This is a genomic window from Streptomyces sp. NBC_01237 (assembly GCF_035917275.1).
In the GTDB taxonomy this organism is placed as follows: domain Bacteria; phylum Actinomycetota; class Actinomycetes; order Streptomycetales; family Streptomycetaceae; genus Streptomyces.
In genome coordinates, this window is record NZ_CP108508.1 from 3,267,988 (window position 1) to 3,292,997 (window position 25,010).

Below are 25,010 nucleotides of genomic sequence, written 5' to 3' on the forward strand. Positions count from 1 at the left end.
TGGGTCAGTCGATGACAGGGGGAACTATCCGCCGGCCGCCCTGCTGCCAGGTCTCTTCATCCTCAGTGAGATAGTCAGGCCGCTCGCTGCCTTCATCTCTACGTGAATCACCCGGACGCTGAGGACCAGCGGCGCCTCCGCGCCCGACTGGGCCAGTGCCACGAGTCCCGTCACCGGACGCACCACTACGTACCAGTCCCGTACCCCCGGGCGTGAATGGGCGCGCGTTGGCACGACCCGCCTGCTGTGGGCGGCCACCCACCACTCCGCCGGTCTCACCAGCGAGACGGCGGCCGCCGACGATGCCACTCTGCCCGCCACCAGCGCCGCCCACACCTGAGCCATGCCCCATCGGCGCACGGCCGGCGTGCGTTCCCTCGTTGCCGATCACAGTCCCACGAGGAAGCCCGCCCATCGGTCGACCTGTAGCCTGAGGAACAGGGCGACCACCGACAATTCCGGGGCCCGAGGTTCTTCCGTTGGGCCCATTCACGGCGTTCACAGGACCCGAACTGGGCATAGGTGGGCGCACTGCGTTTTGTGCCTTGCCACCACTAGTCGGCAACAGCGGGCCCTGGCTGTTGCTCACAATGGGCGGAGCGCCTCCCACTACGGGAGGAAGAGTGTTGTCGGCCTTTCCTCCCGTCGGCAAGCCAGGAGTCGGCGTTGGAGACGGCGCTGTCGGGGTATCCGGAAGCGTCGCCACGTTGTCGATAGCCATATCGACGGGCGGCGCCAGCGTCGGCGACGGCCCTGTTCGCCTCAGTTCGCCTATACCACCGGTCACTCCAGAAACGCTCGCGCCCGGCTCCGCAACATGTCCAGTCCCCGCGGCGAATGAGGACCCGCTACCGGCACCGCCTCCCGACGAACCGACGTCGACGTAACGTTGCTCGCTGTCGACCCCCTTCTCCGCAGGCGGAGCAATGGCCTCCGGCGGCGGCGGAAACACCGGCTTCTCGAGGCCCTTTATCTGCGATGACGAGAACGCGTACGACTCCGCCAGCTTCCGCATCTGCGCGGCCGCTTCCTGGCGGTTCGCCTCCTTGTCCGCGATCAGGGTCGCCGCGGCCTCCTGCGCGACCGACGACGCGTCCGGGTCGTTGCGCGCTTCCTTGGCCGCTGCCAGGTTCGCCGCCGCGCCGGCGTGGGTGCGAGGGATCGCCACCTGTGCCGAGGCGATCGCCTCCGAGGCCCTGCCCAGCCACTCCGACGCGCCCTCGCTGTACTTGCCCAGGCGCAGCGTCGAGTTGGCCAGGTCCGCGCTCCACGTGCGGAAGGCGTCGGCGCCCTCGCCCTTCCACTCCACCATCTGCGGGCGGACCTTCAGGTCTTCCCCGATCTCGCGGATCTTCTTAGCCGCGCTCAGCAGTCGGTCGGCCGCCCCCTGAACAGCGCCGCTGTTCGCCTGGTCCAGCCAGGCCAGCATCTGCTCGTGCGACATATTCTCGAACGACGTTCCCATGTCAAGCCCCCGCTATCCCCGTGTCATGCCGTTGATCGTCGTTGTCATCAGATGCCGTCACCGGTGGACTCGGTGGACGTGGGCGCCGGTGTCGGCTTGCCATCGTGCTTCGACGGGTCGTAGGCCCCGCCGTAGTGCTGAGTCGTTTCCGCGCTGATCGCCAGCATGCGGCGCCGGATGTCGATGTCCAGGTTCTCGTATCCGTTGTGGGAGGCGAGTACCGCGATGCCCATGCCCTCTATGGAGTCCGAGAGGAGCTTCGAGAGGGTCTCCAGCTCGGTGATGACCGTGTTGTACGTCGCGTACAGACCGGTCGCCTCGGCCCAGCTGGGGTCACCGAACTCGCTCTTGCCGACCGGGTCTTCGCCCAGCTTGTTCGGGGCGGCGGGGGACGCCTTGAGGTCCGTCAGCAGCTCGTCGATCCGATCGCGGAACTTCGTGAATGACGACAGTTCGGTGACCAGTTCCCCGACCGCGCCCGCGGCCCCGATGATTGGTCCGAACGGCATCGCCGCGAATCCCGCCACGGCAGCCTCAGTCGGCTCCACAGCACCCTCCCCGTTTACAGCTGGCTACAGCTTTGGGGATCACTTTAGTCAGCATGACTGACAACTCGCACCCCTGGGTTGCACGTGCAACGCGGATCACATCGTCAATTGGCCATTCAGGACCTGGGTGTTGCCACTGCCGCCTGGGGCCGGACGGGCAGGCGGTTGACGGGGCGGCCGGTTGCCGAACGGACGGCGGCGGCCACTGCTGCCGGGGAGGTCACGACGGGTACGGCCGAGACCGGCTTGGCGCCGAAGGGGGCCACGACGTCGCGTTCTTCGATCAGTTTGACGATGCGAATGTCCGGAGCGTCCAGAGAAGTCGGAAGCGCGTACCCCGTGAGGTCGGGGTGGCGGATCAGGCCACGGGCGGTGCGGAGGTTCTCCGTGAGGGCCGCGCCGATGCCCTGGGTGATGCCCGCCTCGATGCGGATCGCCAGCTGGGCGGGGTTGAGGATCCGGCCCACGTCCTGGGCGACCGCCATCTCGACCACCCGGATCGAGCCGAGCTCGATGTCGACGTCCACCACCGCGCGGATCGCACAGAAGGCGAGGCCGACGAACGCGTCGCCCTGGCCGGAATCGTCGAGCGGTTCGGTGGGGTGGGGGCGGCACTGGGCGGTGGCCCAGAGTTCCTTGCCGTCCATCGCCTCCGTGACGGTCGTGGACAGGACGCCGTCGTACGAGGTGATCTTGCCGTCGGCGATCTGGAGAAGCTCGGTGGACATCCCGAACTTGTGGGCCAGCGGCTGGAGGAGCTGGGTGCGGACCATCTTGGCGGCCCGTTCCACCGCGCCGCCCGAGACCCAGGTGTGGCGGCCGTGCGTCGCCGGGCCGGCCGGGGGCTGGTCGGTGTCGACCGAGGCGACGTGGACCTCTTCGATGCCCAGGGTCTCCTGGACGATCTGGCGGGCCAGCGTGGTGAACCCCTGGCCGGTTTCCACCGCCGCGCAGATGACCGTGGCGATGCCGTCGTGCACCCGGACCGTGGCCGTGGAGACCTCGTCCGCGCCCTCGGCGCCCAGCATGTGGACCATGCCCACCGCGTACCCGACACCACGGCGTACGGCGCCTGGCTCGCCCGCGCCCTCCGGGCCGCCGGGGAGCAGCCAGTCGTCCTCCGGGGAGTCCTTGGGCAGCGCCGGCAGCGGGAAGTCCCTTACGGCGCCGAGGAGTTCCGCCACGGGGGCCGGACAGGTCACCGTCTGGCCGGTGGGCAGGATGTCACCGGTGGACAGGGCGTTGCGCAGGCGCAGTTCCGCCGGGTCCAGGCCCAGCTTGGCGGCCAGCTTGTCCATCTGGCCCTCGTACGCGGCGCAGACCTGCATCGCGCCCTCGCCGCGCACATGGCCGGAGGGCGGGTTGTTCGTACGGACCGCCCAGCCCTCGATGAAGGCGTGCGGGACGACGTACGGGCCGCAGGCGAAGGCCACGGCGGCGGCCAGGGATTCGGACGAGGAGTCGGCGTACGCGCCCGCGTCCAGCAGGATCTGGGCCTCGACCTTGACCAGCCGGCCCTCCGCGTCCGCGTGGTGGCGGTAGCGCAGCAGCGTCGGGTGGCGGTGGGCGTGGCCGAGGAAGGACTCCTCGCGGGTGGCGGCCAGTTTCACCGGGCAGCCGGTGCGCAGGGCGAGCAGGCCGAGCGGGATCTGGAAGCCCGGGTCCTCGCGGTCGCCGGTCGCGCCGGGGACGCCCGTCACGACGATCTTCACCCGGTCCGCGGCCAGGCCGAAGCAGGCAGCGGCCAGGTCGCGGTCGGTGTGCGGGTCGGTGGACGCCGTGTAGATCTCCACCCCGCCGTCGGGCCGGGGCACCGCGAGCCCGGCCTCCGCGCCGATCGGGGCCGGGTCCTGGCGGCCGATGCGGTAGAGGCCCTCGACGATGACGTCGCCGATGGCCTCCTCGTCGCCGTAGCGCAGCGGGATGTGCCGGATGAGGTTGCCGTCGGGGTGCAGGGGCTCGGCGGCGAACGCCTTCTCCGGGTCCGTGACCGGTTCCAGGACCTCGTACTCGACGGCGATCGCCGCAGCCGCCAGCCGGGCCGTGTCCGGGTGGTCCGCCGCGACCGCGGCGATCGGCTCACCGTGGTGGCGTACCAGGTCGGACGCGAACACCGGGCGGTCGACGACCTGGCGGCCGTAGGCGCTGTCCCCCGGCACGTCCTCGTGCGTGACGACGGCGCGTACCCCCGGCATCTCCGTGGCGGCGGAGGTGTCGATGGACAGGATCCGGGCGTGCGGGTGCGGCGAGCGCAGTACGGCCGCCCACAGCAGGCCCTCGGCCCACAGGTCGGCCGCGTACGGGAAGGTGCCCTCGGTCTTGGCGCGGGCGTCGGCGGGCGGGAGCGAGGCCCCGAGGCCGATCGCGGGCGTCTCCTCGTCCGGGCCGGGGCCGCTGCCCGCGACGTCGATCCTGGGCAGGGTGGTGCTGGTCGCGTTGGCCGCGGTGGCTGCGTCGCTGCTCACGCCGCCTCCTTGTCGTTCGCCCCGCTGCGGCGGCAGCGGATGGTGACCTGTGGTGTCGCGCCATGGTGCTGGGCGGCGGATCCGCGTGCGTGCCTCACAGCCCGCCTCCCTCGTGCGGGTGGGGCTGCTGGACGCTGCCCGCTCCGGGCGCGGCCTGGTGCGGGATGCGCGCTTCGTCCTCGTCGTGCGCGGTGGTGGTCGCGGCCGCCTCGGCGCTCGCCTCGCGGGTCGCGACGACCTCGGCCACGGCGTCGAGCACGCCCCGGTAGCCGGAGCAGCGGCAGAGGTTGCCGCAGAGTGCCTGACGCGTCTCCAGCTCGCTGGGGGCGTGGTTGCCCTCCAGAAGGTCATGGACGGTCATGGCCATGCCGGGGATGCAGAAGCCGCACTGGACGGCCCCGCAGGCGGCGAGGGCCCGCTGCACGTCGGACGGCTCGCCGTCGACGGCGAGACCTTCGACCGTACGGACCTCACTGCCCGCCGCCGTGGCCGCGGGGACCAGGCAGGAGGCGACGAGACGGCCGTCGACCTGGACGTTGCAGGCCCCGCATTCGCCCTGGGAGCAGCCGTCCTTGGCACCGGCGAGGCCGAGGCGTTCGCGGAGGACGTAGAGCAGGGACTCGCCGATCCACGCGTCGGTCACCGGGCGGTCGACGCCGTTGACGTGCAGGAGGTAGGAGGCGGCGGGGTGCTCACTGGGGACGTCGGTGATCGCTTCGGCGGCCAATTCCGGTTCGGCGGTCCCGGCGGTCGCGTCGGTGAACGCCTCGGCCGTCTCCCCGACCGAATCGGTGAACGCCTCGGCCGTCTCCCCGACCGAATCGGTGACCGAATCGGCAGTCTCTCCGATGCCCGATTCGGTCGTTTCCTCATTCACCGGTTCGGTGATCGCTCCGGCAGCCTCTTCGGTGACCGGGTCGGCGGTCTCCTCAAGAGGTGCGCTCTCGGGTACGTCCCCGAGAGCTGTCCCTCCGGCGTACTCCGCGTGGCTCTCATCGGATTCGGCCGGGGGCGCCGTGTGCTCGGCCTCTGCCGCCGTTTCCGCCGCCTCGGGAGCGGGCTCCGGCGTCGCCCACGGTGCGGGTGCGCCGCCCGGCAGCGTGGCCGGGGGCGCGCTCTCCGCGTACCACTGGGACGCCTGTGCCGAGGCCATGAACTCGCCCGACTCGTCCGGAAGGTCGCCGTCCGCCACCGGGATCGTCCACTGGCCGGTGTGGCCCACGGGCTCGGCGGGCGCGGGGTCCGGTGCACCGGCCTGCTCGGCCACGGGTTCGCCCGTGACCTCGCTGAAGTTCCACTGGGCCGTCGAGTGCGATGTCTCCTGATACGGCGACATGTACGGGCGCGACAGGTCCTGCTGCTCCGACTGCTGATCCGACAGGTCCTGCCGGCTCCGCGCCTCGTGCTGGGCGTGCAGGTCGTACTGCGCCTGCATGTCCCGCTGGGCGTGCAGGCCCTGCTGCGCCTGCATGCCCTGCTGGGCGTGCTCGTTTCGCTGACCCGGCAGGTCGTACTGCGGGGCGTGCGCGCTCCGCTGACCCGGCAGGTCGTGCTGCTGGGCGTGCGCGTTCTGCTGGTTCGGGTCCGGCCAGTGCACCGCCCCGGGGGTCTCGTTCTGCGCCCGCGCCTCGGCCTGGGCCTGCTGGGCCTGTGTCTGCACGACCCAGCTGCCCGTCGCCGCCGGGTCCAGACCCGCCGCCGGGGTCAGCGGCAGGATCATCGGCGGTACGTACCCGTGGCCGGGAGCGGCCAGCGGCGCGTTGGCCAGGTCCTCCGGCGGCAGGTGGACGAACGCGGTGGCGTCGGCGTCGTACTCACCGGTCTGCGGCGTCGGCTGCCAGGCTCCGTACCTCGGATCGGGCCCCTCGGGGTGGCCCTGGTGTTCGGGATGTTCCTCGTTGCTCACGACAGTGCCCTCCCCAGCGCGCGTCGGGCCAGCGCGGCAACGGTACGCCGCAGGTGCAGTACGGCCGGGGACAGCGGTGGTGCCTCTCCCCCGTCGGCCGGTGGTGCCTGGTCCGGGATGCAGGCCGCGGCGACGTACTCGCCGAAGGCGGCCAGCGCGTCGGGGGCCAGTCCGCGTTCGCCGTCCCAGTCGATCAGCGAGGCGATCCAGCGCTCGGCCTCCAGCGGCCGCAGCGGCATCGGCGCGATGGCGCCGACCGCGCAGCGCACGCCGCGCCGGGCCGGGTCCAGGACGATGGCGACGGAGGCCGTGGCACGGCCCGGTCCGGTGCGGCCGGTCGCCTTCAGGAACACCTGGGGGGCGTGCAGCAGCGGTACGCGGACGAAGCCGATCAGCTCGGCGGGCTGGAGCATCTCCCGGCCGGCCAGCAGGTGCGAGACCGGGATCTCGCGGCGGGCGCCACCGGGACCCGCGATGACGAGTTCGGCCTCCAGGGCGGCCAGCACCGGCAGGGCGTCACCGGTCGGCGCGGAGGTGGCGATGTTGCCGCCGAGCGTCCCGGCGTTACGGATCTGGGGCGGGCCCGCGGCGCGCGCGGAGGCGGCGAGCGCGGGGATGAGGGCGGCGAAGTCGGGCCGCCCCATGCGTGCGTGGGTGAGTCCGGCGCCGAGCAGCGCGTGACCGTCCTGGTAGTGCCAGCCGCGCAGCTCGCTGATCCGGCCGAGGCCGACCAGTCCGGAGGGGCGCAGCAGCCCCTTGTTGACGGCCGCCATGAGGTCCGTGCCACCGGCTACGGGGACGGCGGCAGGCATGGCGCCGAGTGCCGCCACGGCCTCGTCTAGCGAGGCCGGCAGCGTCACCGAATGCATCGCCTGCGGTGCGTGCGTGGTCAACCCAGCTGCCCCTTCCCGGTGTCCCGGCAGTCCCGCCTGTTCCGCCGTACGGTACGTGCTCACAGCCCGGACGTGGCAACTCTGGCACATCTTCCGACCGGACCGACGCGAGGGTCCACGAAGGACGCATCCGTCCCTGACCAGAGGGTAAATCCGCTTTCGCATGCCTTCGGCGCAGAGTGTGAATTGCCACTCTTCGGCGAGGCTTGTACGACTTATTCGGTTCGTTCCGCACGTCGCGCACGCCTCGCGCCCGCGCGAATTCCCGCCTTCCGCGCGCCTTGCGCACACCTCCCGCACCCCCGCACCGCACCGCCGCACGGCACCCCCGCACCGCACGCCCGCACCCTCCGTTTCGCGCCCCGCGCCCTCCGCACCTCCGCGCCCGCGCGGGTCTTCGCGCGGGCGCGGAGGCGGAGCAGTGGCCGGAACTCGCCCGGCGCGGCGGCTCACACGTTCGGGGGCGGACCTTCCAGCGGGCGTCCGAGGATGCCGGGGCGCTGCTGCCACGGCAACGGGCCGCCCGGCGGGCGGTAGTCGACGCCGAGGGCGTCGAGCCGGGCGTAGTGCGTGGTCATGCGGCGCTCGAAGTCCGAGAAGTCCCGGTCGGCGGAGGCGGGCAGGGCCGACCAGGCGACCTCGGCGAAGGCCGCGAGCCTCGGGAAGACCTGGTAGTCGACGCGGGCCCGGTTCTGCATGACCTCGGTCCAGACATTGGCCTGGGTGCCCAGGATGTGACGGGCCGCCTCCTCGGAGAGGCCCGGGGGCACAGGTTCGAAGCGGTAGACGTCCTCCAGCGTGCGGACGAAGCCGATCGGCATCGGCTCGTCGGGGCCGCCGTGCTGACGGTGGTCCAGATACACCTGCTGCTCGGGGCACATCACGACGTCGTGCCCCGCCTCGGCGGCGGCGATGCCTCCCGCGTAGCCGCGCCACGAGGAGACCGCGGCGCCCTGGGGGAGGCCGCCTTCGAGGATCTCGTCCCAGCCGATGAGGCGGCGCCCGCGCTCGGTGAGCCAGGTGTCGAAGTGCCCGATGAACCACGCCTGGAGCCCGTCCTCGTCGGCGAGACCGAGTTCGGCGATCCGGGCCTGAGCGGTCGGGGACTTCCGCCACTGGTCCTTGAGGCATTCGTCGCCGCCGACGTGGATGAACGGCGAGGTGGCGGCCGGGAAGAGTTCCAGGATCTCCTCGAAGACGCCCTCGAAGAAGCGCAGGGTGTTGTCAGTGGGGGCGAGTACGTTCGGGGTGATGCCCCAGGTGTCCCAGACGGAGAGGGTGGTGGTGTCGATGACGTCGGTGTTGCCGAGTTCGGGGTACGCGCTGATGGCGGCCTGCGAGTGGCCGGGGATGTCGATCTCGGGGACGACACTGATATGCCGCTCCGCCGCGTACGCGACGATCTCGCGGATGTCGTCCTGCGTGTAGTAGCCGCCGTACGGGGTCTCGTCCCACAGTTCGGAGGCCCGGTGGCCGTATTTGGTACGGGCACGCCAGGCGCCGACCTCGGTGAGGCGCGGGTGGCGCTTGATCTCGACGCGCCAGCCCTGGTCGTCGGTGAGGTGGAAGTGGAAGACGTTCAGCTTGTGGGCCGCGAGGAGGTCGAGGTAGCGCAGGACGTCGTCCTTGGGCATGAAGTGCCGTGAGACGTCGAGCATGAGGCCGCGCCAGGCGAAACGGGGGGCGTCCTCGATCTCCAGGGCGGGGATGCCCGGGTGCGGTTCCGCGGTCACCGGGGCCCGCCGGAAGGCGTCGGGACCCAGCAGCTGGCGGAGCGTCTGCGCGCCCCAGAAGACACCCGCGGCGCCGCCCCCGGCGACGCGGACGCCGGATTCCGGGTCGACGGACAGCCGGTAGCCCTCGGGCGCCAGGGCCGGGTCGATCAGCAGCTCGACGGTGTTCCCGGCGCGGACGGTGTCCCCGCCACCCGCCGTACTCCCCGCGTCCCCGCCACCCGCCGTACTCCCCGCGTGTCCGGCGTCCGTCCCGCTCCCCGCGCCCGGCGCCAGGGGCAGGCCGAACGCGGCCCCGAGCGTGGCGCGCAGCCAGCGTTCCGTGTCCTCGGTGCCCGGAGCCGCGGTGATGGTGGTGGACCGGTCCGGAACGAATCCGCACCGCCCCGCGTCACCGATGCGTCCGGGCGCCGGGATCAGGTCCATGGGCATGACGTCAGTCCTTAACCGCTCCGCCCAGTCCCGAGACCAGGCGTCGCTGTACGAGTACGAAGAAGACCAGCACGGGAATGGTCATCACCGTCGAGGCTGCCATGATCCCTCCCCAGTCGTTCTCGTCGGGCTTGAAGAACACCAGCAGCGCCATCGGGAGCGTCGACTGGGAGGTGTCGCTGATGATGAACGACTTGGCGAAGAGGAAGTCGTTCCAGGTCGAGATGAAGGAGAAGACGCTCGTCGCCACGAGGCCGGGGAAGACCAGCGGGAAGAGGATCTGCCACAGGAAGCGGGTGCGGCTCGCCCCGTCGATGTAGGCGGCCTCCTCCAGCGCCTCCGGAACCGCCTTGACGAAGCCGCGCAGCATCCAGATCGCGAACGGCAGCGAGAAGGCGAGGTGCGGCAGGATCAGCGAGCCCAGGGTGTTCAGCTGTCCGAAGTCCCGCATCAGGAAGAACAGCGGGATGGTCAGCGCCTCGACCGGCACCATCTGCGCCACCAGGAACATGATCAGCAGGGTGGTGCGGAACCGGAAGCGGAATCTGGTCACGGCCGTGGCGGCCAGGAAGGCGATCAGCGCGGACGCGATGACGACCGTGCCCGCCACGAGCAGACTGTTGAGGAAGTAGCGGCCGAAATCCTGCTGTTCGAAGACCCGGCGGAACGAGTCGAGCGACGGGGACAGGGTCCAGGGGCGGGCCTCGGTCGACTGGATCTCGCCCGCCGGTTTCACGGCGGAGAGCACCATCCAGTACAGCGGGAAGGCGACGGCCGCGGCGATGAGCAGTGCGGCGGCCTCGGCGGCCAGCCTGCCGGGCCGCCGGACGCGCAGGACCGAGCGCAGCCGGCCGCCCGCGGTGGCAGCGCTACCGGTACCGGTCGGGCTCACAGTTCCTCCCCCTGGCGCCGTACCAGGCGCAGATAGACCAGCGTGACGGCCAGCAGGATCACCAGCATCACGACGCCGATCGCCGATCCGAGGCTGTACTGCGAGGACGCGAACGCCTTCTGGTACGCGTACACGTTGAGCACCAGGTTCTGGCCCGCGATGCCGCCGCCGTTGGTCATGACATAGATCTGGGTGAAGACCTTGAAGTCCCAGATGATCGACTGGATGGTGACGACGACGAGGATCGGGCGCAGCATCGGCGCAGTGACGGACCGCCAGATCCGCCACTGGGAGGCCCCGTCCAGCGACGCGGCCTCCAGCACCTCGGTGGGGATGGCCCGGATGCCCGCGTACACGGTCACCATGACGAACGGGAACGAGCACCAGAGCACTTCCAGGAGCACCAGGGCGAAGGCGCTGTAGCGCCCGTACGTCCAGGAGAAGTCGCCGAGCCCCAGCACCTTGTTGACCGGTCCGAAGTCGGGGTCGAAGAGGAACACCCAGACGGTGGAGCCGGTGATCGCGGGTGTCGCCCAGGCGCCCAGCGCGGCCACCATCAGCGCGAGCCGGGGCAGGGCGCGGATCCGGGTCAGCAGGACCGCGAGGGCGCAGCCGACCAGCAGGGTGGCCAGCACGCAGACCGAGGCGAAGACCACGGTGGCGAGGAGGACCTGCCAGAACTGGCTGTCGTTGAAGAGGGTCGCGTAGTTGCCCAGGCCCTTGAAGGTGGTCGGCTCGCCACCGCTGACCTGGGCCTGGGTGTACTCCAGGAAGGAGATCAGACCGAGTTGGTAGATCGGGTAGACCAGCAGCCCGGCCAGCAGGACCAGTGCGGGCAGCAGGTAGAGCCAGGGGGTCCAGCCGGGGCGCCGCGCGGGTGAGCCGGAGCGGCGCCGCCGGGGCGGGCGGCCGGTGACCGGGCCGGCCGGACCGGCCTGCCCTGGGGTCTTGTACGCCGTCGTGTCCGCGGTCATCGTCAGCCCGCGGCAGCGAACGCCGCGTCCATCTTCTTGGCCGCGTCGTCCGAGGCCCGCGCCACGTCCTTACGGCCGCTGACGACCTCCTGGAACATCGTCGGCAGGACCAGCGAGGCGTCGATCTGGGCCCAGCCGGCCGAGGCCGGTACGAACTTGGCGCCCGCGCCCAGCGTCTGGACGAACGGCGCGACGAACGGCTGCTTCTTCGCGGCGTTGGCCAGCACGTCGGTGTACGTGGGCAGGAAGCCCATCGCGTCGAACAGCTTGGCCTGGGTCTGCTTGCCGGTCAGCGACTTCAGCAGGTCGACGGCGAGCGTGCGGTGCGAACTGCTCTTGAGTACGCCGATGTTGTTGCCGCCCGCGAAGGCGGGCGCGATGGACCCCTCGGCCACGCCGGGCAGCGGGACCACGGCGTACTTGCCCTTGACGGTGCCGGCCTCGACCGCCGCGTGGCTGAAGTCGCCGCCGATCGCCATGGCCGCCTTGCCGGAGGCGAACGCGGTGACGGTGGCGTTGCCGCCCATGGAGGCGCACTTGGCGGCCGGGCAGTTGGCGTCGCCGAAGAGCGAGGCGTAGGCCTCGATGCCCTTGCGCGCCTTGTCGCTGTTGATGGCCGCCTTGTACGTACCGCCGCTCTCCCCGGCCAGTTCGCCGCCGTTCGCCCAGATGAACGGCATCGCCCCGTAGGTGTACGCGCCGCCGACCGCGAGGCCGTAGAGGTCCGGCTTCGCCTTGTGGATCTTCTTGGCGGTGGAGATCAGCTCCGCCTGGGACTTGGGGGCGTCGATGCCGAGGTCCTCGAAGACGTCGGTGCGGTAGTAGAGCGCGCGTACGCCGACGAAGAGCGGGGCTCCGTACACCTTGCCGCCGACGGTGACGGACTGCCTGGCCGTCGGGTCGGTGTCCTTGGCCTCGTCCCAGGCGGCGAACTCCTCGCTGACATCGGCCAGTCCGCCGTCCTTCACGTATCCGGCGGTGTCGGTGTTGCCGTACTCGATGAGGTCCGGGGCGCTCTTGGGGTCGTTGAAGGCCGCCTTGATCCGCTGGGCGCGGGTGTCGACGGGTATGTACTCGATCTCGACCTTCGCGTCCTTGTGGCTCTTCCTGAAGTCGGCCACGGCCGCGTCGACGACCTGCTCCTTGGGCTTGTTGCCGACCTCCTGGAACAGCCAGACGCGCAGCGTGCCGGACTTCTCGTCCCCCTTGGCGCTGGTGTCGGAGGTCTGCGGCGCACAGGCGGTGGCGGTGAGGCCCGCCAGTACAAGTGCCGCGGCCGGGGCGGCGATTCGGGCAGATAGCTTCATCCGGAACCCCTACAGATCGGTCGTTGCATCATGCGCAACGCGCGTTTCGTTCTGCACAACTGGCAGGAGGGTAGGTCCGGACCTGAGCGCCGACAAGTGGTCTCTACCACTCTGTGACCCACGGGTGCAGCCCGTGCAACGAGAAGCACCTCACAGAGCCCTTTCCGGACACCCGCCGGGCATGCGAAAGCCCCCGGGGCGCGCATCTCTGCACACCCCGGGGGCCAGGAACCGGAGGGTCACATCCGGCTGCGGACTACTTCTTGTCCTTGCCGCCCTTGCCCTTGTCCTTGTCGCCGCCGGCGCCCATGGACTCGTAGATCTCCTTGCACATGGGGCAGACCGGATACTTCTTGGGGTCGCGCCCCGGCACCCAGACCTTGCCGCACAGTGCCACCACGGGAGTGCCCTCCAGGGCACTCGCCATGATCTTGTCCTTCTGGACGTAATGGGCGTAGCGCTCGTGGTCGCCGTCGCCGTTCGACACCTGTGGGGTCGGCTCTACGAGGGTCCCCGTACCTGCCCCGCGATCGGGCTCAAGAGTGCTCATAACCGCCAAGGGTACTGAAAGCCGCGGGTGTCAGTTCAGCGAAGGGTCGTCCGGATACGTCGCGATCATCGCCAGTTCGCTGCGCTGGCGGCGCAGGACCGCCCGCCAGAGCTTCTCCGGGCGCGGCGAGGAGACATCCCCGGGCTCCGACTCGACCACGTACCAGGCGCCGCCCGTCAGCTCGCTCTCCAGTTGACCGGGGCCCCATCCGGCGTACCCGGCGAAGATCCGCAGCGAGCCCAGCGCCGCGGCCAGCAGCTCCGGCGGGGCCTCCAGGTCCACCAGGCCGATCGCCCCGTGCACCCGGCGCCAGCCGAGGGGGCCCTCGTCGCCGGGGATCACCGCCACGCCGAGGGCGGAGTCCAGCGACACCGGGCCGCCCTGGAAGACCACGTCCGGCTCACCGGTCAGACCGGCCCAGGACGCGAGGATGTCACCGACACCGACGGGCGTCGGCCGGTTCAGGACCACGCCGAGTGAGCCCTCCTCGTCGTGGTCGAGAAGAAGCACCACCGCCCGGTCGAAATTCGGGTCCGCCAGGGCGGGTGTGGCCACGAGCAATCGCCCTGTGAGGGAGGACACCTCGGTCATGACAGGAATGATCCCGCATGTTCGCCCCCCGCGGGCACCGGATGGCGCGGCCACCCACCCGCGGCGAGCGAGCGCAGCTCAGGGCGCACTGATGCACAAGGAGCGCACTGCGCGGCGGCCGTTGCGGACGGTGACCCTCCGCAACATTCGGCGAGCGGAACGTGTTGTGGCGGATTCATGACGTTCGTACACCCCCCTTCGCCTTACGGAAGGGGGGTAGGAGGCCATTACCCTTTTCGTTGGCCCCCCGCCCGACCACTCCGGAACGCGAGATACATGACCGGCACAGACGATGTCCTGCTTGTCCACGGCGGCACCCCGCTGGAGGGCGAGATCCGCGTCCGAGGCGCCAAGAACCTGGTGCCGAAGGCAATGGTCGCCGCGCTGCTCGGCAGCGGGCCCAGCCGACTCCGCAATGTGCCCGACATCCGTGATGTACGGGTGGTCCGGGGACTGCTGCAGCTCCATGGCGTGACCGTGCGTCCCGGTGATGAACCGGGCGAACTGATTCTCGATCCGTCGCACGTCGAGAGCGCGAACGTCGCCGACATCGACGCCCACGCCGGCTCGTCGCGCATCCCGATCCTCTTCTGCGGCCCGCTGCTGCACCGGCTGGGCCATGCCTTCATCCCGGGCCTCGGCGGCTGTGACATCGGCGGCCGGCCGATCGACTTCCACTTCGAGGTGCTGCGCCAGTTCGGCGCGACCATCGAGAAGCGGGCGGACGGCCAGTATCTGGAGGCCCCGCAGCGACTGCGCGGCACGAAGATCCGGCTGCCGTACCCGTCGGTGGGCTCCACCGAGCAGGTGCTGCTGACGGCGGTGCTCGCCGAGGGCGTCACCGAGCTGTCCAACGCGGCCGTGGAGCCGGAGATCGAGGACCTCATCTGCGTACTGCAGAAGATGGGCGCGATCATCTCCATGGACACCGACCGGACGATCCGGATCACGGGTGTCGACAAGCTCGACGGCTATACGCACCGGGCGATCCCGGACCGCCTGGAGGCGGCCTCCTGGGCGTCCGCGGCGCTGGCGACCGAGGGCAACATCTATGTGCGCGGCGCCCAGCAGCGCTCGATGATGACCTTCCTCAACACCTTCCGCCGGGTCGGCGGTGCCTTCGAGATCGACGACGAGGGCATCCGCTTCTGGCACCCCGGCGGCGCGCTGAACGCCATCGCGCTGGAGACCGATGTGCACCCCGGCTTCCAGACCGACTGGCAGCAGCCCCTGGTGGTGGCGCTGACGCAGGCCGCGGGCCTGTCCATCGTCCACGAGACGGTGTACGAGTCCCGGCTCGGCTTCACCTCCGCACTCAACCAGATGGGTGCGCACATCCAGCTCTACCGCGAATGCCTGGGCGGCTCAGACTGCCGCTTCGGCCAGCGCAACTTCCTCCACTCCGCGGTCGTCTCCGGGCCGACGAAGCTCCAGGGCGCGGATCTGGTCATCCCTGACCTGCGTGGCGGTTTCTCGTACCTGATCGCCGCGCTGGCGGCCCAGGGCACGTCGCGGGTGCACGGCATCGACCTGATCAACCGCGGCTACGAGAACTTCATGGACAAGCTCGAAAAGCTCGGCGCGAAGGTCGAACTGCCCGGCGGCTCGCTCGTCTGACGGCCGGCCACGGCCGCCCGTACCGTGCTGCCGCACACCGCACGGCAAGGTCCGCCCGTACGTTCGCAGGCGAACAGCCCGCCGCCCCGGCCCCGTCACTCGGGACCGGGGCGGCGGGCTGTTCGCCGTGCGCCGCGGCTCGTGCGGCGCTTCGGGCCGCCCGAGCCGTACGGCGCCGAGGCGGTCACGGGCCCATGGGGCCTACAGGGCCGCTGGGCGCCCGTACAGGCCCGTACAGGCCAATGCCGCGCCCCGAGCCCGTCCGGCCCCGCCGCGCGGGACGGAGGGCCCCTATGGGCGCCGCGCACCCCGCGGCCACTCCGAGGACACCCCGCGGCCACTTCACGGCACGGCGAAGGGCGGCCACCCCAGGTCGGGGGTGGCCGCCCTTCTCGTGTCCGGGGCCCGCCGTCCGAGACGGGCCGTAGGAGACTTACTTGCCCTTGGCGGCTTCCTTGAGCTTGGAGCCCGCGGAGACCTTCACGCTGTAGCCGGCCGGGATGTTGATCGGGTCGCCGGTCTGCGGGTTACGAGCGGTGCGAGCGGCACGGTGGGTGCGCTCGAAGGTCAGGAAGCCGGGGATGGTGACCTTCTCGTCGCCCTTGGCGACGATCTCACCGACGGTCTCGGCGAGCGCGGCCAGCACGGCGTCGGCGTCCTTGCGAGTCACCTCGGCGCGGTCGGCCAGGGCGGCCACCAGCTCACTGCGGTTCATGTTGTTACTCCCGTGTTCTTCTTGCCTGTGAGGCGTGAGATCGAAGCCGATGCTGCCAGGGCCCTCTGACAGTCCCCGGACCCGGGTCTGATGTCAGACCCTCGCGCCCGATTACGCATCCTGCCCCCACCTGCGGCGGGAAAGCCAATCCGGAACCCTCCGGGGTCACACGAAAGCCGCCACGGTTTGCTCGTGGTGACGTTCCGTCGACTGGCCTGAGCAGTCCGCAGCGGATGCCGGGCCGTGCGGGGCCCGCTGCCCGCCCACCCTAAAGGGACGTTTGGGGCGCCGCGACCCACGACGCGCCGTACGACGGCCCGCGTGAGGTACGGCACGTTCCGCGGGGACCGTGGCCGGCACCCGCGGAACGCCTCTGTCATGCCAGGGTGGACGGGGCCGCCCCGTCGGCCCCCGCGGCCTTCGCGGCGGCCCGGACGGCTCCCGCGACGGCTCCCGCGACCTTGTCGTTGAAGACCGACGGGATGATGTAGTTCGCGTTCACCTCGTCCTCCGCGACGACATCGGCGAGGGCACCGGCCGCCGCGAGCATCATCTCCGTGTTGACGGTGCGGGACTGAGCGTCCAGCAGACCGCGGAAGACGCCCGGGAAGACCAGCACGTTGTTGATCTGGTTGGGGAAGTCGGAACGGCCGGTGGCCACGACCGCCGCCGTCTGACGGGCGATCGCGGGGTCCACCTCGGGGTCCGGGTTCGCGAGCGCGAACACGATCGCGCCGTCCGCCATCGCCGCGACATCGTCGCCGTTCAGGACGTTGGGGGCGGAGACGCCGATGAAGACGTCGGCGCCGACGACGGCCTCCTTGAGGGTGCCGGTGACGCCCTCGGGGTTGGTGTTGTCGGCGATCCAGCGCAGCGGCGAGTCGGGGTCGGCGGAGACCAGGTCCTCGCGGCCCGCGTGCACCACGCCGTGGATGTCGGCGACGACCGCGTGCTTGACGCCCGCGGCGATGAGCAGCTTCAGGATGGCCGTACCGGCGGCTCCGGCACCGGACATGACGACCCGTACGTCCCCGATCCCCTTGCCCACCACACGCAGCGCGTTGGTCAGCGCGGCCAGGACGACGATCGCGGTGCCGTGCTGGTCGTCGTGGAAGACCGGGATGTCCAGGGCCTCGCGCAGCCGCGCCTCGATCTCGAAGCAGCGGGGTGCGGAGATGTCCTCCAGATTGATGCCCGCGAAGCCCGGGGCGATCGCCTTGACGATCTCGACGATGGCGTCGGTGTCCTGGGTGTCCAGGCAGATCGGCCAGGCGTCGATACCGGCGAAGCGCTTGAAGAGGGCCGCCTTGCCCTCCATGACCGGCAGCGCGGCCATCGGGCCGATGTTGCCGAGGCCCAGCACCGCGGAGCCGTCCGTCACAACTGCGACGGAGTTGCGCTTGATGGTGAGGCGGCGGGCGTCCTCGGGGTTCTCGGCGATCGCCATGCACACCCGGGCGACACCGGGGGTGTAGATCATCGAGAGGTCGTCACGGTTGCGGATGGGGTGCTTCGACTGCATCTCGATCTTGCCGCCGAGGTGCATCAGGAACGTACGGTCGGAGACCTTGCCCAGCACGACACCCTCGATGTCGCGCAGACCTTCGACGATCTCGTCCGCGTGCGAGGTGGAGGAGGCTGCGATGGTGACGTCGATCCGCAGCTTCTCGTGGCCGGAAGCGGTCACGTCGAGGCCGGTGACAGACCCCCCGGAGGACTCCACGGCCGTGGTGAGCTGGGAGACTGCTGTGCCGCTCGCGGGCACCTCCAGCCTGACCGTCATCGAGTACGAGACGCTGGGCGCCGTTGCCATGGCCGAGTCCTTCGCTTTCCTTAGCTTCATTGCTACGCGGCCGGGGCAGTCGCCCCGTACACGCTTCCCGATCGTCGCACCTACTGACTGGTAGCCGGTAATGACTGCCACGTTTCGGAAAGTTTTTTCCACCATACGAGAAGTAACCCTCCCGGCGGAACCCCCAGCCGCCTCCCGCACAGGGTCCGGCCGCTCCCCAACAAGAACAGGCCCGCGTCACCATCAGGTGACGCGGGCCTGTCTTCTTCAGTTAGGTGGCACCGACCCGCCATGCTCGCCTCGCGGCAAGTGGTCGCTCGAAGCGACGAAGGTTGGGCCCGGGGGCTTGGATCGAGCCGGTGCCAACACCAGGCTAACAAACACCCCCGAGAAGTGATTCCTTCACGACGGGTTGACCCGAAATCGAATCGTCCCCCGGCCCGCCCGTCCGTCGGCCTCAGTCCCTCAGCAGGTCCGGAACACCGTCCTCGTCCGGCATGTCCCGCTCCCCCGACACCACCGTGAGCTGCTGCGTCGCCCGGGTCAGCGCCACGTACAGCACCCGCAGCCCGGCCGGGGACTCGTCGGCGATCTCCGCGGGGGAGACGACGACCGTGGCGTCGTACTCCAGGCCCTTCGCCTCCAGGCTCCCCAGCGCCACCACCCGCTCCCCCAACTCCGCGAGCCAGGTACGGGCCTGGGCGCGGCGGTTCATCGCCACCACCACGCCGACCGTCCCGTCCACCTCGGCGAGCAGCCGCCGCGCCTCCTCGCGGACGGTGGCGGCCAGGTCGCCGTCCCGCACGGTCTCGAAGCGCGGCTTCACACCGGTCGAACGCACCGCCGAAGGAGACTCCGTCCCCGGCATCGCGAGCGCCAGCACCTTCGACGCGAGTTCGGCGATCTCGGCCGGGTTGCGGTAGTTGACGGTGAGGGTGAAGCGACGGCGCGGCCGGCTGCCGAGCGCCTCGTCGCGGGCCGCCGCCGCCTCGTCCGGGTCGGACCAGGAGGACTGGGCCGGGTCGCCGACGATCGTCCAGGTGGCGTGCCGGCCCCGGCGGCCGACCATCCGCCACTGCATGGGGGTCAGGTCCTGCGCCTCGTCGACGATGACATGCGCGTACTCGGTGCGCTCCGCCGCCAGCCGTTCGGCCCGCTCGCGCTGGGTCTCCTCACGCTGCGGCATCAGCTCCTCCAGCCCGGAAAGCTGGTCCAGTGGGTCGAACTCGCGCTTCTTCTTCGGCCGGTACGGGGTGCCGAGCAGCGCCTGGAGCTCGTCCAGGATCGCCACGTCGTGCACGGACAGGGGGCCCTGACCATCGGCGTCGAGCCGCTTCAGCGAACGGGCCACCCGCCGCACCTCCCCCTGGTTGAGCACCCGCCGCGCCCAGCGGCCGAGCCGCTTCTCGTCGGCCATCGCGGCGAGTACCCCGCGTGGGGTGAGCTCGGGCCACCAGGCGTTCAGGAACACCAGGAACGGGGTCTCCGTGGAGACGTCCTCGTCGAAGGAGGAACGCAGCTCCGCCGCGAGCTCCGGGTCGGTGTAGCGGCCCCGGCCCGAGGACTTGCTCCACAGGGCGTCCAGCAGCAGCTTGCGGGCGCGCGGGCGCAGCAGGTTGACCGGTGCGGTGCCGCCCAGAACGTTGTGCCGGATGCGCTGGAGCTCGTCGGCGTTCAGCTCGACCCGGGCACCGAAGGCGACCACCCGCAGCCGGGTCGGGGTGCCCTCGGGCTCCTGCGACGCCTCCTCGCCGAAGGCGAGCTGGCCCTCCTGGGGCGCGGAACGGGTGCCCGGTGTCTCCAGGGCCCCGCGTGCGGCCTTGCGCAGCACCTGGAGCATCCGGGAGGAGCCCTTGACGCGGGACACGGCCGGTTCGTCGTACGTCGTGGCCCCGGCGACGCCCGCCGCCTCGTCGGACAGCGAGCCGACCGCGCGGATCGCGACCTGGCCCTCCTCGCCGAGCGAGGGCAGCACCCCTTCGGTGTACGCGACCAGGAGCGGGGTCGGCGAGACGATCAGGATGCCGCCCGCGTACCTCCGCCGGTCCTGGTAGAGCAGGTACGCCGCCCGGTGCAGGGCGACCGCGGTCTTCCCGGTGCCCGGTCCGCCGGTGACCTCCGTGACGGAGGCGGCGGGAGCCCGGATCACCATGTCCTGCTCGGCCTGGATGGAGGAGACGATGTCGCGCATGGTGTGGCTGCGGGCCTGGCCGAGCGCGGCCATCAGGGCGCCGTCGCCGATCACCGGCAGCTTGTCGCCGTCCAGGAACGCGGTCAGCTCGGGCCGCATCAGGTCGTCCTCGACCCCGAGGACCCTGCGGCCCTTGGAGCGGATGACCCGGCGGCGTACCACCCGGCCCGGTTCCTTCGGGGTCGAGCGGTAGAACGGCGCGGCGGCCGGGGCCCGCCAGTCGATCACCAGGGGCGCGTAGTCGGAGTCCAGGACTCCGATACGGCCGATGTGCAGCGTCTCCGCGATATCGGCGGTGGCGTCCTCGCGGACGGCGTCGTCGGCCGGCTCGACGGAGGTGAACGCACCGTCCGGGCCGCGCTCACCGTCCTTGCCGAGCAGCAGATCGACCCGTCCGAAGAGGAAGTCCTCGAACTCGCTGTTCAGCCGGTTGAGGTGGACGCCCGCCCGGAAGACTTGGGCGTCCCGCTCGGCGAGCGCGCCGGGCGTGCCGACCTGCCCGCGTTTGACGGCGTCGTGCATGAGAAATTCCGCCTCGTGGATCTTCTCTTCGAGGCGGTGGTAAACCCGGTCCAGATGTTCCTGCTCGACTCCGATTTCCCGGTCCCGCAACGAATCGACAGCGGCATCCTGCGCGGCCACTGAGACCCCCTTCTGACGTGCACTGGGCAGCCGTCAACCTTATGCGACCCGGGGGCCCCGGCGCACCTGCCCTTCCGGTGCGTGTGGTGCTCAGGTGTCGATCTCCACCAGCCGCCGGCCGTCGAAGGTGCGCACCTCGAAGTGATCGATGTCCGCGCGGGCCATCGCCGCGCCCCCCTGCACATAGAGCGGGGCGGTCGCGGCACCGTACGGGGAGTCCCCGGTTCCGTACCCCTGTTCCGGTACGGACCATGAGGTGACGACCTCCTCCTCGCCCCTCCTGGAGACCGCGATCAGGGTGCACTTCCGCGGCCCCTCGACGTTCTTGAGCTCCAGGACCGTGCGGGTGCCCCACGCCATGGCCTCCATGCCGACCGTGGCGTCGACCTCGGTGGTGGGGTCGGTGGCCCGCACCTTCTCCATCCGGGCGGGGAAGGCGTCCTCGGCGGGGCCGGTGGGGTACGGGGTTCCCCGGGCGACGGACCCGCCGTCCGCACCGGCGCCCGCGGTGACCGCGACGGCGATCACCGGGCCGCCGACGATCAGGGCCGCTGCCGCCGCCACGAGATACCGGGCGCGGCGCCGCCGCGCCTTCCGCCCGCGGGCGACCTCGCCCAGCAGCCCGTCGAGCAGCCGGGGCCGGGGCTCCGGGGAGAGGCGCGGGAGGGGGCGGGCGCCGGAGACGTCGGTGGAGGCAGCGGCGGGCGCGCCGGCCAGCATCGCGAGCACGGGTTCCATTCCGGCGAACCCGTCGAGGCGGGCGGCGCACCGCGCGCACCCGGCCAGATGGGCTTCGAAGGCGCTCGCCCCGGCGTCGTCCAGGACGCCCAGGGCGTAGGCCGCCGCCGCGTCGTGTGCCGGCCCTTCGCCGGGCCGCGTGAAGAGGCCGGGGAGACCGGGGAGATCTGAGAGGTCCGGGAGGTCCGCGAGATCTGGGAGGTCAAAGTGGTCAGGGAGGTCAGGGAGGTCAGGGAGGTCCGGCCCGAACGGCTCCCCTTCGTGGTCGCTCATGCCGTGATCCCCCTTTCTTCGAGCGCGAGCTTCATCGAACGCAGTGCGTAGAACACCCGGGACCGCACGGTCCCGCCGGGGACACCGAGCACCTCGGCGGCCTCGTTGACCGTGCGGCCCCTGAAGTACGTCTCGACCAGCGCCTCCCGGTGGGCCGGTGTGAGGTCGTCGAGCGCGTCCGCCAGGGTCATCAGCCATAACGCCCGTTCGATCTCGTCCTTCGCGGGCATCTCCTCCAGCGGCGACGGCTCGACCTCGCGGGGCCGGGCCCGCCGGCTGCGGTGGCCGTCGATGACGATGCGCCGGGCGACCGTCACCAGCCACGGCCGGACGGAGCCGGTGGCCCGGTCGAGCCGGCCGGCGTTCTTCCAGGCGCGGATGAGCGTCTCCTGCACCACGTCCTCGGCCCGCTGCCGGTCACCGGCGACGAGGCGGAGCACGTACGCGAGCAGCGGCCCGGCGTGTTCGCGGTAGAGGGCCCGCATCAGCTCCTCGTCGGGGGCCCCGGAGCCCGCGGGCGGCTCACCGCGTCGCCGGGACCTGTGCGGACGGTCACCGGCCACGGCGGCATCCTCACGCACCCGTACCTCCCGGTCGAGACCCTGGACCAGCTCTTCGACCATCGGTACGGGGGCGGGCGCCGAAGTGTTCAATCCACGGCCGGGATTCCTCACGGGGCGTGCGGCCGACCGGGACCGCTCCCCCGGCGGGGCACCCCCGGCGCTCCACGGGCGGGGGTGCCCGTCACGCGTCGGTGCCGACCGCGGCCATCCTGCGCCGGTGCCTGGCGACCCGTTCCCGGTTGCCGCACACCTCGCTGGAGCACCAGCGCCGACGCCCGCCGCGCGAGGTGTCCAGATAGAGGCGGCGGCAGGCGTCCCCCTCGCACCGCCGCAGCGTCGCACGGGCCGCCGGGTCCGTCAGCAGCTCCACGGCGTCTCTGGCCACGGCCGCGAGCAGCGCCCCGCAGCCGGGCTCGGCGCTCAGCTTCCGTACGAGGGTGCCGCCGCTGCTCCGCACGGCCCGCACTCCGGGCGGCGCACCGGCCGCCAGCGCGTTGACCCGCGCCAGGGCCGCGTCGGCGCCGCGACCCGCGAGTTCGGCGGTCAGCAGCCGGTCGATGCCCGCCCTCAGCTGCTGGAAGCGCGTCACCCAGGTGCCGTCCAGGGCGGTCAGCGCGGTCCCCTCCGGCACCAGCCGGGCGGCCACCAGCCACTCGGCGAGCCGCTCGGGGCCGGCGAGTTGTTCGCCCACACCGGACGTGGTGTACCCGGTCGCCACCAGATCGAGGCAGAGCCGGCCGGAGTCGAACCGCCAGCGGTTCGCGCCCATGCCCGTCGCCATGAGCCTGTCACCGCCTTCAGGTCACCGGTCGCCGTCGGGATGCCACCCCCAGAGTGCCCGTACTCGGGCCGGGCCGGAACCCCTGCCACCACGCGGGTACGGCGGGGATCAGAGCTGCGGCGGGCCGTCGTGCAGAATCCGCTGGAACAGCCGGTGGTCGCGCCACTGGCCGTTGATGTGGAGATAGCGCGGGGCGGTGCCGAACTGCTCGAAGCCGCACTTGGCGAGGACCCGCTGCGAGGCCGTGTTGTCGAGCATCGTTCCGGCCTCGATCCGGTGCAGCCCGAGCTCGTCCCGGGCGGCGTCGCAGACGGCGCGGACGGCGGAGGTGGCCAGGCCCCGGCCCGCCCGGTCGACGTCGACCCAGTAGCCGAGGGCCGCGCTGCGGAAGGGCCCGAGGACGATGCCGGTGAGCGTGAGGGCGCCGATCACCCGGTCCTCCCCGTCGGCCAGGACCCAGGGCATGGCGTGCCTGGCGTCCCGCTCCGCCAGCAGTCCGGCGAGACGTTCGGCCTGGCCCCGGGGCGTGTAGAAGGACTCGTGGCGAATCGGCTCCCAAGGGCTCATGTAGGCACGGCTGCGGGTGAGCGCGGCGGCGCAGGATTCGGCGTCGGTGAGCGCGGCGGGCCGCAGGATCACGTCCTGAGCGAGGGAGTGGGTGGCGTTCATCATTCGATCACGCTATCTCCCCTTGTGTGCCCCCGACATCTCCCCTTGTGTACCCCCGGCCTACCCCGCGTGCGTGGTGTCCGCCGACGGGTCCAACGCCAGCCGGTAACCGCGCTTGACGACGGTCTGGATCAGCCGGGGTACGCCGAGCGCAGTGCGCAGTCTGGCGATCGCCGTCTCCACCGCGTGTTCGTCGGAGCCGCTGCCGGGCAGCGCCCGCAGCAGGTCGGCACGGGCCACCACCCAGCCCGGCCGGCGGGCCAGCGCATGCAGCAGGGCCATGCCCGCGGGCGGCACCGGGCACAGTTCGCCGTCGACGAGCACCGCGTGCCCGCGGATCTCGACGCGGTGTCCGGCGACCGGCAACGTATGCACGGTGGAGGGGAGTTGAGCGCAGAGCAGCTGGACGAGCGGGCCGAGCCGGAAGCGCTCCGGCTGGTGGGTGCCGATGCCCCGGGCCTGTAGCGGGAGCGCGGTGACCGGGCCGACGCAGGCCACCAGGACATCGTCGTGCAGGGCGCCCAGGATCTCCGGGAACAGGCCGCGGGTCTCGGCGCGGTTCAGGAACGAGGCGGCGGCGGGTGCACTGGTGAAGGTGATCGCGTCCAGGCCCCGGGCGACGGTGACATCGAGCATCCGGTCGAGCGGGGCGATGTCCTCCGGCGGCATCCAGCGGTATACGGGTACGCCGACGACTTCGGCGCCCCCCGCCCGGAGCGACTCGATGAATCCGGGCAGCGGTTCGCCGTGCAGCTGGAGGGCGATGCGGCGGCCCTCGACGCCCTCGCCGAGGAGCCGGTCGAGCACTTCGGCCAACGATTCCGAGCCGGGCGACCATGCCTCGGTCAGCCCGGCCGCCCGGATGGCGCCCTTGACCTTCGGGCCGCGGGCCAGCAGTTCGGTCCCCCGCAGCATGTCCAGGAGCCGGTCCCCCAGGCCCCAGCCGTCGGCGGCCTCCACCCAGCCCCGGAAGCCGATCGCGGTGGTGGCGATCACGACATCGGGGGCGTGCTCGACGAGTTCCCCGGTGGCGGCCCGGAGTTCGCTGTCGTCCGCGAGCGGCAGGATCCGCAGCGCGGGGGCGTGCAGGACAGCGGCACCCCTGCGCCGGAGGAGGGTGCCGAGCTCTTCCGCACGACGGGCGGCGGTCACCCCGACCGTGAATCCCGCGAGGGGTCCGTGCGTTGCGTCGTCGTCCTGCATGGCGTGATACCCGGCTCTCGTGGTCCCGCTGGTGCTCGGTGGTGCGGAGGGCCGAGACTGCCAACCCCGC

Annotated in this window: 20 protein-coding genes; 1 reads left to right on the forward strand and 19 read right to left on the reverse strand. The window is 71.4% G+C overall.

Annotation, left to right across the window (positions count from 1 at the left end; translation table 11 throughout):
• Positions 1-4: 4 nt before the first annotated feature.
• From OG251_RS14420 to OG251_RS14470, 11 genes are all read right to left on the reverse strand, one after another.
• Complete coding sequence (locus OG251_RS14420) at positions 5-1,465, reverse strand: WXG100 family type VII secretion target (RefSeq protein WP_326677559.1); 1,461 nt, start codon at positions 1,463-1,465, stop codon at positions 5-7.
• 47 nt (positions 1,466-1,512) lie between these two features.
• Complete coding sequence (locus OG251_RS14425; RefSeq protein ID WP_326677560.1) at positions 1,513-2,013, reverse strand: hypothetical protein; 501 nt, start codon at positions 2,011-2,013, stop codon at positions 1,513-1,515.
• Positions 2,014-2,129: 116 nt separating this feature from the next.
• The gene (locus OG251_RS14430; RefSeq protein ID WP_326677561.1) at positions 2,130-4,478 is read right to left on the reverse strand and encodes a xanthine dehydrogenase family protein molybdopterin-binding subunit; all 2,349 of its coding nucleotides are present in this window, start codon (positions 4,476-4,478) and stop codon (positions 2,130-2,132) included.
• Positions 4,479-4,572: 94 nt separating this feature from the next.
• Positions 4,573-6,384: a (2Fe-2S)-binding protein gene (locus OG251_RS14435; protein ID WP_326677562.1), complete on the reverse strand. Its 1,812-nt coding sequence runs from the start codon at positions 6,382-6,384 to the stop codon at positions 4,573-4,575.
• A complete protein-coding gene (locus OG251_RS14440) occupies positions 6,381-7,277 on the reverse strand; it encodes an FAD binding domain-containing protein (RefSeq protein ID WP_326677563.1) in 897 nt (298 codons plus the stop codon). Before OG251_RS14440 ends, OG251_RS14435 begins: the two co-directional genes overlap by 4 nt.
• Before the next feature lie 449 nt (positions 7,278-7,726).
• Positions 7,727-9,442 carry a beta-N-acetylhexosaminidase gene (locus OG251_RS14445; RefSeq protein ID WP_326677564.1) on the reverse strand — a complete coding sequence of 572 codons (1,716 nt, stop codon included), beginning with the start codon at positions 9,440-9,442 and terminating at the stop codon, positions 7,727-7,729.
• A gap of 4 nt (positions 9,443-9,446) precedes the next feature.
• Entirely contained in the window at positions 9,447-10,334 is an 888-nt protein-coding gene (locus OG251_RS14450; protein ID WP_326677565.1) for a carbohydrate ABC transporter permease, read from the reverse strand.
• Entirely contained in the window at positions 10,331-11,308 is a 978-nt protein-coding gene (locus tag OG251_RS14455; RefSeq protein WP_326677566.1) for a carbohydrate ABC transporter permease, read from the reverse strand. Before OG251_RS14455 ends, OG251_RS14450 begins: the two co-directional genes overlap by 4 nt.
• A gap of 2 nt (positions 11,309-11,310) precedes the next feature.
• Positions 11,311-12,615 carry an extracellular solute-binding protein gene (locus tag OG251_RS14460; protein WP_326677567.1) on the reverse strand — a complete coding sequence of 435 codons (1,305 nt, stop codon included), beginning with the start codon at positions 12,613-12,615 and terminating at the stop codon, positions 11,311-11,313.
• A 256-nt stretch (positions 12,616-12,871) separates the two neighbouring features.
• A complete protein-coding gene (locus OG251_RS14465) occupies positions 12,872-13,165 on the reverse strand; it encodes a DUF3039 domain-containing protein (protein WP_073723799.1) in 294 nt (97 codons plus the stop codon).
• Between the two features lie 30 nt (positions 13,166-13,195).
• Positions 13,196-13,756, reverse strand: coding sequence for a YqgE/AlgH family protein (locus OG251_RS14470; RefSeq protein WP_073723801.1), 561 nt, complete (start codon positions 13,754-13,756; stop codon positions 13,196-13,198).
• Between the two features lie 276 nt (positions 13,757-14,032).
• Here OG251_RS14470 and murA point away from each other — a divergent pair, with 276 nt between their 5' ends.
• Positions 14,033-15,373, forward strand: a complete 1,341-nt coding sequence (gene murA, locus OG251_RS14475) for a UDP-N-acetylglucosamine 1-carboxyvinyltransferase (protein ID WP_015608864.1) — start codon at positions 14,033-14,035, stop codon at positions 15,371-15,373.
• Between the two features lie 433 nt (positions 15,374-15,806).
• Here murA and OG251_RS14480 read toward each other — a convergent pair whose 3' ends face one another.
• The 8 genes from OG251_RS14480 to OG251_RS14515 all read right to left on the reverse strand — a co-directional run bounded on the left by OG251_RS14480 (position 15,807) and on the right by OG251_RS14515 (position 24,940).
• A complete protein-coding gene (locus tag OG251_RS14480) occupies positions 15,807-16,088 on the reverse strand; it encodes an HU family DNA-binding protein (RefSeq protein WP_003968811.1) in 282 nt (93 codons plus the stop codon).
• 376 nt (positions 16,089-16,464) lie between these two features.
• Entirely contained in the window at positions 16,465-17,901 is a 1,437-nt protein-coding gene (locus OG251_RS14485) for an NAD-dependent malic enzyme (RefSeq protein ID WP_326677568.1), read from the reverse strand.
• A 436-nt stretch (positions 17,902-18,337) separates the two neighbouring features.
• Complete coding sequence (locus OG251_RS14490; RefSeq protein ID WP_326681260.1) at positions 18,338-20,647, reverse strand: HelD family protein; 2,310 nt, start codon at positions 20,645-20,647, stop codon at positions 18,338-18,340.
• Positions 20,648-20,803: 156 nt separating this feature from the next.
• Positions 20,804-21,724 carry a zf-HC2 domain-containing protein gene (locus tag OG251_RS14495; RefSeq protein WP_326677569.1) on the reverse strand — a complete coding sequence of 307 codons (921 nt, stop codon included), beginning with the start codon at positions 21,722-21,724 and terminating at the stop codon, positions 20,804-20,806.
• The gene (locus OG251_RS14500; RefSeq protein WP_326681261.1) at positions 21,721-22,347 is read right to left on the reverse strand and encodes a sigma-70 family RNA polymerase sigma factor; all 627 of its coding nucleotides are present in this window, start codon (positions 22,345-22,347) and stop codon (positions 21,721-21,723) included. Before OG251_RS14500 ends, OG251_RS14495 begins: the two co-directional genes overlap by 4 nt.
• A gap of 121 nt (positions 22,348-22,468) precedes the next feature.
• A complete protein-coding gene (locus tag OG251_RS14505) occupies positions 22,469-23,068 on the reverse strand; it encodes a CGNR zinc finger domain-containing protein (RefSeq protein ID WP_326677570.1) in 600 nt (199 codons plus the stop codon).
• Between the two features lie 108 nt (positions 23,069-23,176).
• Positions 23,177-23,740, reverse strand: coding sequence for a GNAT family N-acetyltransferase (locus OG251_RS14510; protein ID WP_326677571.1), 564 nt, complete (start codon positions 23,738-23,740; stop codon positions 23,177-23,179).
• Positions 23,741-23,797: 57 nt separating this feature from the next.
• Positions 23,798-24,940: a uroporphyrinogen-III synthase gene (locus OG251_RS14515; protein WP_326677572.1), complete on the reverse strand. Its 1,143-nt coding sequence runs from the start codon at positions 24,938-24,940 to the stop codon at positions 23,798-23,800.
• Positions 24,941-25,010: the final 70 nt, after the last annotated feature.